Genomic DNA, 7443 nt, shown 5'->3' with positions numbered 1-7443 from the left:
CTGCGGTGGCCAGTTCACCGCCAACACCATGGCCTGTGTCTCCGAGGCGATCGGCCTGGCGCTGATGAACTCTTCCGGCATGCCCGCCCCCTACGAGAGCCGCGACCAGTACGGCGAAGCCTCGGGCCGCGCGGTGATGAACCTGATCGAGAAGAACATCCGCGCCCGTGACATCGTGACCAAGGAAAGCCTGATCAACGCGGCCCGCGTCGTGGCCTGCACCGGCGGCTCGACCAACGCCGGCCTGCACCTGCCCGCCATCGCGCATGGGGCCGGGATCGACTTTGACCTGACCGATGTCTGCGACATCTTCCGCGACACCCCCTATTTCGTCGACCTGAAGCCGGGCGGCCAGTACGTGGCCAAGGACCTCTTCGACGCCGGCGGCATTCCCGTCGTGATGAAGGAACTGCGCAAGGCCGGGCTGATCTACGAAGACTGCATGACCGCCTCGTCGCGCAGCCTGGGCGAAGAGCTGGACCGCATCGACCGCGAGGCCGACGGCCGCGTCATCTATCCGATCGAAACCCCGATCACCAAGACCGGCGGCGTGGTCGGCCTGAAGGGCAACATCGCCCCCGAGGGCGCCATCGTGAAGGTCGCCGGCATGGCGCCCGAGCACCAGGTCTTCACCGGCCCGGCGCGCGTCTTCGAGTGCGAAGAGGATGCCTTCGCCGCCGTGCAGAAGCGTGACTACAAGGAAGGCGACGTGATCGTCATCCGCAACGAGGGCCCCGCAGGCGGCCCCGGCATGCGCGAGATGCTGGCCACCACCGCCGCCCTCTCGGGTCAGGGCATGGGCAAGAAGGTGGCGCTGATCACCGATGGCCGCTTCTCGGGCGCGACCCGTGGCTTCTGCGTCGGCCACGTCGGCCCCGAGGCGGCCCATTGCGGCCCGATCGCCCTGCTGAAGACCGGCGACATGATCACCATCGACGCCATCAAGGGCACCATCGACGTGGACCTGACCGAGGACGAGCTGGCCACCCGCAAGGCCGAATGGAAAGGTCCGCGCGACACGATCTATGCCTCGGGTGCGCTGTGGAAGTTCGCCCAGCAGGTCGGCAGCACCTACCTGGGTGCGGTGACCCATCCCGGCGGCAAGGCTGAAAAGCATGTCTACGCCGATCTCTGATCTGACCCGGGCCGGCCGCGACAGCGCGCCGGCCCGCGTCATGTCTCGCCTTGGACGTCCACTGACGGCGCTGGCGGCCTGTCTCGCTCTCTCCGGATGCCTCGACACGCCCTCGGGCGCCTCGGGCGGGGCCTTCCGACAGGTCGAGAACGGCGGCGGCGGGCTTGGGCTCTTCTCGTCCCTGCGCCGCCCCGTGGGGCCGGTGCTGGTCTCGGCCCCGGCTGCGGGCGGAGACGTCATGATCCGTGGCCCCGAGGATTATTGCATCGAGGGCCGCAGCCTGAAGGTCCGCGCGGAGCGCTCCTTCGCGCTGCTGGCGCGCTGCGATATCCTCTCGGGCGGCGAAATGGGCAACCCGGTGGCCCTGGCGCTGCTGACGGTCACCGTGACCCCCTATGATGGAGAGCTGCCCGACGCTGCCAGCCTGGCCGCCGACATGTCCGAGATGGGCGTGCTGGACAGCCAGGACAGCGAGGGGGTGCGCCTTCTGCACCTGGCGACGGGGGGCAATGCCCTGGTCGGCAGTGCCGACAAGCGGCAGTGGCGCGGCGTCTTCATCCTCAACGGTCAGGCGGTGACCATGGCGGCCTACGGGCCGAAGGGCAGCGCCGTGGCCCGGGCCGGCGGGCGGCCCCTGCTGCTGGCCATGGCCGGCGCCATCCGTGCCGCCAGCCCCGACGCGCCCGGCGCCGCCGAGCCGGACCTGACCGCCGCCGCGCCCACCGAGGTGGATCAGACCCAGGGGCTGGGCTCGTCCCAGAACGTGCCCTCGGCCACCGCCGGACAGGCGGACTAGCGCGCGAGAGCTTGTATCGCCATCCCGATGGGATAGGCTTGCCGCGACCGAGAGATGATCACGCCCCGCCCCATCCCGGGCGACCGGGCAGACGACAGGACCCATGGCCGCCTTCCGCAGATCCTTCCTTGCCGCACTGGTGAACGCACGCGAGTTGCAGCGCTGGCGCAGCCGTGCCCGCCAGGTGACCGCCGCGCCGCTGTCGGCCCTGCGGGGCCAGCGCAGCCAGGCCCGCGCCCTGCGCGCCGAGCTGGATCATCTGATCCATGTCGCCGACAGCCGCCTCGGGCTGCCCGCCATTGGCTCGACCGCCTTCCCGGTGCCCCATGGCACCGACTGGTCCTGGCGGCCCCAGGCCTGGCGCGGTCCGCTGGCGCAGAGCGGCCTGACCTCGGTGCGCTCGGGCGAACAGCTGGGCGAGGAGCTGACCCTGTTCCATGACTGCGCCACCTCCGAGCTGACCCTGCGCCAGTTGCGCAACCGCCGCGAGAGCGACCTGGCCCCCTATGCGTTGCGCATGGATGTCTTCGGCTTCGACGGCTCGTTCCTGTCGCTGGTGGTGAACCTGCCCGAGGCGGCGCTTGACGGCCTGTCCCGGCGCCACCTGATCAGGCTCGACCCCATGGTACAGATCGAGAAGCCGCTTGAAATCTTCGCCCGGCTCAACATCAAGCACGGGCCGAACACCGAACAACTGGTGCGCGAGCTGCCTCTGCACGAGGCAGACCGGATGGTCGAATTCGACCTCGCCTATACCAACATCAACGAGAAGCGCATCGAACGGGCCTGGATCGACCTGATCTTCGAGCGGCCCCAGATGAACGAGGTCACCCTGCGCGACCTCACCGTCAGCCGTCGCCTGCGGGCCGAGCTGTGACCGGAGGCCGCCGATGACCCGTGACACCACCCTGACCAAGACCCGACTCGTGGCCGGCCGCTGGGAAGGTGTGCTGAGCGTGCCCGAGAACGCTCCGGCGCCGCAGCTCGAGGTGCTGGTGCAGGACATGCGCATCGAGGACATCGAGGTGCGGCCGCTCGAACCGGCGGGGACATGGGCGATCACCGTTCCGATTCCCGCACAGGCGATTTCCGACGGGATCCAGGTCTTCGTGATTCGCGACCGCGCCGACGAGAACCGGGTGCTGAACTCCTTCGCCGTGCTGGCAGGCGAGATGGTCGGCGACACGCTTCAGGCCGAGGTCACGCTGTTGCGCGAAGAGCTGGACATGCTGAAACGCGCCTTCCGCCGCCACTGCGTCGATACCGGAGCAGACTGACGGTCCGTCACGCCCGTTGGCCGGACGGCGGGCAGTCGTTTCCCCGCCTTCAACGATCCAAGACAAAACCCCGATATTGTCGGCTGCCTGCCCCTTTTGTGCCTTGATCGACGCCAATAAACGTCGGGCAGGATTTGCGACGGGTTTGGCTTATGGATCGTCTTACGGAAATGGAGGCTTTCGCCACGGTGGTGGACCAGGGAGGGTTTACCGACGCGGCGAAGAAGATGGGGATCTCGAAGTCCGCCGTCTCCAAGCACGTTTCCTCGCTCGAGGCGCGCCTTGGCGCCCGTTTGCTGAACCGCACCACCCGTCGCGTGTCGCCCACCGAGATCGGCCTGGCCTACTACGACCGGGCCCGCCGGGTGCTGAACGACGCAGGCGAGGCCGATGCGCTGGTGACCTCGATGCAATCCGCGCCCTCTGGGCTGCTGCGGATCTCTGTCGCCACGGATTTCGGCGTCAATCACCTGTCGCCGGTGCTGGGGGACTTCCTGCGCGAATACCCCGAGATCACCGTCAACATGGTGCTGAACAACCGCTACGTCGAACTGATCTCGGAAGGCTTCGACATGGCGATCCGCATCGGAGAGCTGGAAGACAGCTCTCTGCGGGCCCGCAAGCTGACCGAGACGGCCTACCGGATGATCGCCAGCCCGGCCTATTTCGAGAAATACGGCCGCCCCGCCAAGATCGACGACCTGAACGAGCACAAGCTGCTGCATTATTCCTCGCAGGCCTCGGGCAATGTCTGGAAGCTGACCGCGCCCTCGGGCGAGAAGCGGCAGATCCGCACCGCCGGCTGGCTGTCGGTCAACGACGGGCAGTCGCTGCTCAATGCCGCGATCGCCGGGCTGGGCATCGCCTACCTGCCGTCCTTCCTCTATCACGATGCGTTGCGCAGCGGGCTGGTCGAGGATGCGATCCCCGATCTGCCGGTCGAGGTGCAGGGGATCTATGCCGTCTATCCGCCGGGCCGCTTCACCCAGCCGAAGGTCCGTGCCTTCATTGATTTCCTGGTCGAGGCCTTTCAGGACAAGGGCCCCCTGGACTGGTAGCCCGCTTTCCGTTTCCTCCCCCGTGTCTCAGTCACGGATCCTCGTACCCCGGCTTCGGCCGGGGTTTTCTTTTGGGCTCAGGGGTTTGAAAGCAGCACTGCCTCGACCCGGCGGTTGGCGCGGCGGCCCTCGTCGGTGGCGTTGCTGGCGCGCGGCGCAAGGTAGCCGACGCCATGGGCCTCCAGCCGGTCCGGCGCCACGCCCAGCTCGATGAGCTTCCGGCGCACCGCCTCGGCGCGGCGCTGCGAGACGGCGCGGTTGGTGTCCAGCGGCCCGTCGCTGTCAGTATGCCCGACCAGCAGCAGCCGCGCGTCGGGGGTGTCGCGCAGGAAGGCCGCCAGGGCGCTCAGCGAGGGCGCGGGGGTCTCTTCCAGCGCGACCTCGCCGGTGGCGAAGCGCAGGTCGTCCAGTGCCGCGTGACCCGCGCTGCGCAGGGCGGCGATCAGCGCCGCGGCCCCGGAGGACCCCGGCGGCAGGGCGTCGGAGGGGGGCGGGGCGGGCAGCGGTGCGGCGCTGGCCGGGCCGGCGTGGATCAGCTGCACATGGCCAGCCGTGTCGCCCTGGCTGGTCAGCAGGAAGATGCGTTCGTCGCCCCGGGCGGCGGTCAGCGCGCGGAAATCGAAGAGGTCGACCGCCATGGCGGGCGCGGGAATGACCTCGATCGCGAAGCGGAAATCGAAACCGCCGCAGGTCCGGCTGTCGCAGTCCAGCAGGATCTGCCAGCCCTCCCGGGCAAGGCCGTCCCGCAGCGGGGCAAGCAGTTGAAGAGAGGTGGTCTGGTTGCCCGGCACCAGCCAGGCCCTGCGGGTGACGGCCCCCTCGACCTGCTCTGTCGGTGGCCGGTCATGGGACCGCGACGGACCGGTCGGAAAGCCGTAGCTGTCTGGATCGGCGACATCCAGGAAGGTCTCGGTGGCCTCGTAGGGCAGGGACGCGAAGGGTTGCGCGCGGACGGGCGGGGCCAGGGCCGCGAGGGTCGTGACGGCCAGAAACGGGGGGGGCAGAAAGGGGGCGGCCAGAAACGGGGCGGCCAACAGCCGCGCCGGGCGCAGGCGCCGCGCGAAGGACCGCCTCGCCGCCATTCAGCGTGCCTGGCCGTGGTATTCCGGGTTCGGGCGCATATCCACCGCGCTGGCGATCCGGTTGGTCATGTTGAAGAAGCCCGCGACATTGGCGATGTCCCAGATGTCGCGGTCGCTGAAACCATGGTCGCGCAGCACCTGGCGGTCGGCTTCCTCGATGGTGGCCGAGGCCTCGGTCACCTGCACGGTGAAGGCCAGCATGGCGCGCTGGCGCGGCGACAGGTCGGCAACGCGCCAGTTCATCACCATCATCTCGCCCAGCACGGGGCCACCCATTTCCTTCGGGGCCATCTCGCGCACGGCGGCACCATGGGCGGTCAGGCAGTAGAAGCAATGGTTGATGGCGCTGACCACCACGGCGATCATCTCGCGTTCCAGCTTGCTCAGCCCGCTCTCGCCCAGCATCAGGTCGTTGTAGAGCGCGGTGAAAGCCTCGAGCTTGGGGATGTCGAAGGCATGAGCCTTCAGCACATTGGGCACCATCCCCAGCTTTTCCTGGCAGATGTCGAAGTATTTCTGTGTCCGTTCCGGCAGCGGATCCTGCATTGGCAGGTCAAGGGCTGTCACCTGTTGGGTCATGGTCTGGGTCTCCTCCCGTTCATGCCCCCTGACGGTAATGGTACTGCCCGACCTGTTCCATGCCGAGCGAACGATAGAGCGCGTTTCCGCCCGCGTTCGCCTTGGTCACCACGACCGAGAATTCCTGCGCGCCCTGGCTGACGGCCCATTTCGCCGCGTCGATCATCATCGCCCGGCCCATGCCCTTGCCACGGGCCTCGGCCAGCACTTCCAGCGCATGAAGCATGGCGATCCCGCCCGAGAGCGCAACGAAGGCCGTGCCGCCCGGCGCATTGTCGAACCGCCCGATGAGAGAGGTTTTCGCGCCCTCGACCCGCTCCATCACCGCGATGCGGGCCGGGCCGATGCCACCGGCCTCCCAGATCTCGCGCTGCATGGCGAGGGGTTCCCAGGCGGGAACGCTGACCCGCTCTTCGCCGCGTTTCGGCAGGGCGGCCATGGCGGGCGCGCTCATGGTGTAGACCCAGACCGGGTCGACGACCTCGTAGCCGCGCGCCTCAAGCTCGGTGTCCAATTCCTCGTCGCCGGGGCGGATCGAGAACAGCGGGTGCTGACCCATGGCCCGCATGGCGGTTTCGGCGGCGTCGATCTCGGCGGCGGTGATGCCACCGCGCAGGGTCGAGGCCGCGGACACGCGCTTGCCGCCGCCCCCGCCCCGGCGCAGCAGGAAGGGCGCGGCCTCGATGATCTCGGCGGGCGGCCAGGTGGCATCCACCACGGCCATGAATTCGGGCGTGCGATCGGCGCTCATGCGGGGAACAGCCCGGCCAGCTCGGCCATGGCCGCGTCGACCTGCGCCCCGTCGCTGCCCCGGATGACGATATTGGCGCCGTAGATCCCGTCCCGCTGGAACGGGTAGCTGCCGATGGACAGTTCGGGGTGGCGCGAGGCCAGGGCGGCCAGCGGCCCGGCGATCTCGCCCTCGCCGCGTTCGATGCGCAGCGACTGGCTGAGCAGCGGCTTGCCCCCGGTCAGCTGCGGCAGGACCGTGGCCACCATGGCCTCGAAGACACTGGGCACCCCGGCCATGACGTGGACATTCTCGATGGTGAAGCCCGGCGCGATGGACACCGGGTTGTCGATCAGCCGGGCGCCTGCGGGAATGCGCGCCATGCGCAGGCGCGCCTCGTTGATCTCGACGCCACGGGCGTTCCAGTGGGCTTCCAGCAGGGCGCGGGCATCGTCGCGCACGTCGATGGAGCGCCCGAAGGCCTCGGCGACGCAATCGGCGGTGATGTCGTCATGGGTCGGCCCGATCCCGCCCGAGGTGAAGACATGGTCATAGGTTTCCGACAGCGCCCGCACGGCGCCGACGATGGCGCCCTGATCGTCCGAGACGAAACGCGCCTCGACCAGGTCGATGCCCATCTTGGTCAGCTCGCCCGCGAGGTGGTGCATGTTCGCATCCCGGGTGCGGCCTGACAGGATCTCGTCTCCGATCACGATCATCGCGGCTTTCGGGTTGCCCATGTCACCTCTCCTTGTTCTGGTGGTTGCTCAAAGCTATAGGCCCGCC

General features: G+C 68.7%; 9 protein-coding genes. 5 read left to right on the top strand and 4 right to left on the bottom strand.

Translation table 11 applies throughout. The features are described from left to right. The 5 genes from OS124_RS0107960 to OS124_RS0107940 form a co-directional block, all read left to right on the top strand. The coding region (locus OS124_RS0107960; RefSeq protein WP_010138962.1) for a dihydroxy-acid dehydratase domain-containing protein at positions 1-1135 on the top strand (1135 nt) is incomplete at its 5' end. Then, positions 1116-1931, top strand: coding sequence for a hypothetical protein (locus OS124_RS0107955; RefSeq protein ID WP_010138961.1), 816 nt, complete (start codon positions 1116-1118; stop codon positions 1929-1931). The genes OS124_RS0107960 and OS124_RS0107955, both read left to right, overlap by 20 nt. 103 nt (positions 1932-2034) lie before the next feature. Beyond that, positions 2035-2808 carry a DUF6478 family protein gene (locus tag OS124_RS0107950; protein ID WP_010138960.1) on the top strand — a complete coding sequence of 258 codons (774 nt, stop codon included), beginning with the start codon at positions 2035-2037 and terminating at the stop codon, positions 2806-2808. Between the two features lie 13 nt (positions 2809-2821). Then, complete coding sequence (locus OS124_RS0107945; RefSeq protein WP_010138958.1) at positions 2822-3208, top strand: hypothetical protein; 387 nt, start codon at positions 2822-2824, stop codon at positions 3206-3208. Between the two features lie 152 nt (positions 3209-3360). After that, positions 3361-4266: a LysR family transcriptional regulator gene (locus tag OS124_RS0107940; protein WP_010138957.1), complete on the top strand. Its 906-nt coding sequence runs from the start codon at positions 3361-3363 to the stop codon at positions 4264-4266. Positions 4267-4343: 77 nt separating this feature from the next. Here OS124_RS0107940 and OS124_RS0107935 read toward each other — a convergent pair whose 3' ends face one another. The 4 genes from OS124_RS0107935 to OS124_RS0107920 are packed head-to-tail and all read right to left on the bottom strand — an operon-like array spanning position 4344 to position 7397. Beyond that, the gene (locus OS124_RS0107935; RefSeq protein ID WP_010138956.1) at positions 4344-5348 is read right to left on the bottom strand and encodes an OmpA family protein; all 1005 of its coding nucleotides are present in this window, start codon (positions 5346-5348) and stop codon (positions 4344-4346) included. After that, entirely contained in the window at positions 5349-5927 is a 579-nt protein-coding gene (locus OS124_RS0107930) for a peroxidase-related enzyme (protein WP_010138955.1), read from the bottom strand. It lies immediately after the preceding gene. 19 nt (positions 5928-5946) lie between these two features. Then, positions 5947-6678 carry a GNAT family N-acetyltransferase gene (locus tag OS124_RS0107925; protein ID WP_010138954.1) on the bottom strand — a complete coding sequence of 244 codons (732 nt, stop codon included), beginning with the start codon at positions 6676-6678 and terminating at the stop codon, positions 5947-5949. Beyond that, complete coding sequence (locus OS124_RS0107920) at positions 6675-7397, bottom strand: competence/damage-inducible protein A (RefSeq protein ID WP_010138953.1); 723 nt, start codon at positions 7395-7397, stop codon at positions 6675-6677. The genes OS124_RS0107925 and OS124_RS0107920 overlap by 4 nt, the downstream gene beginning before the upstream one ends. Positions 7398-7443 lie beyond the last annotated feature (46 nt).

The organism is Oceanicola sp. S124 (assembly GCF_000220565.1).
Classification (GTDB): Bacteria; Pseudomonadota; Alphaproteobacteria; order Rhodobacterales; family Rhodobacteraceae; genus Pseudooceanicola.
Note: the sequence above shows the minus strand (reverse complement) of the source record. Positions and strands in the feature narration are given on the sequence as shown.

What these genes read in the sequence shown, in the direction of transcription:
- OS124_RS0107955 (WP_010138961.1), top strand. Translation starts at nt 1,116, where the DNA reads ATGTCTACGCCGATCTCTGATCTGACCCGGGCCGGCCGCGACAGCGCG.
- OS124_RS0107945 (WP_010138958.1), top strand. Translation starts at nt 2,822, where the DNA reads ATGACCCGTGACACCACCCTGACCAAGACCCGACTCGTGGCCGGCCGC.
- OS124_RS0107920 (WP_010138953.1), bottom strand. Translation starts at nt 7,397, where the DNA reads ATGGGCAACCCGAAAGCCGCGATGATCGTGATCGGAGACGAGATCCTG.
- OS124_RS0107950 (WP_010138960.1), top strand. Translation starts at nt 2,035, where the DNA reads ATGGCCGCCTTCCGCAGATCCTTCCTTGCCGCACTGGTGAACGCACGC.
- OS124_RS0107930 (WP_010138955.1), bottom strand. Translation starts at nt 5,927, where the DNA reads ATGACCCAACAGGTGACAGCCCTTGACCTGCCAATGCAGGATCCGCTG.
- OS124_RS0107940 (WP_010138957.1), top strand. Translation starts at nt 3,361, where the DNA reads ATGGATCGTCTTACGGAAATGGAGGCTTTCGCCACGGTGGTGGACCAG.
- OS124_RS0107925 (WP_010138954.1), bottom strand. Translation starts at nt 6,678, where the DNA reads ATGAGCGCCGATCGCACGCCCGAATTCATGGCCGTGGTGGATGCCACC.
- OS124_RS0107935 (WP_010138956.1), bottom strand. Translation starts at nt 5,348, where the DNA reads ATGGCGGCGAGGCGGTCCTTCGCGCGGCGCCTGCGCCCGGCGCGGCTG.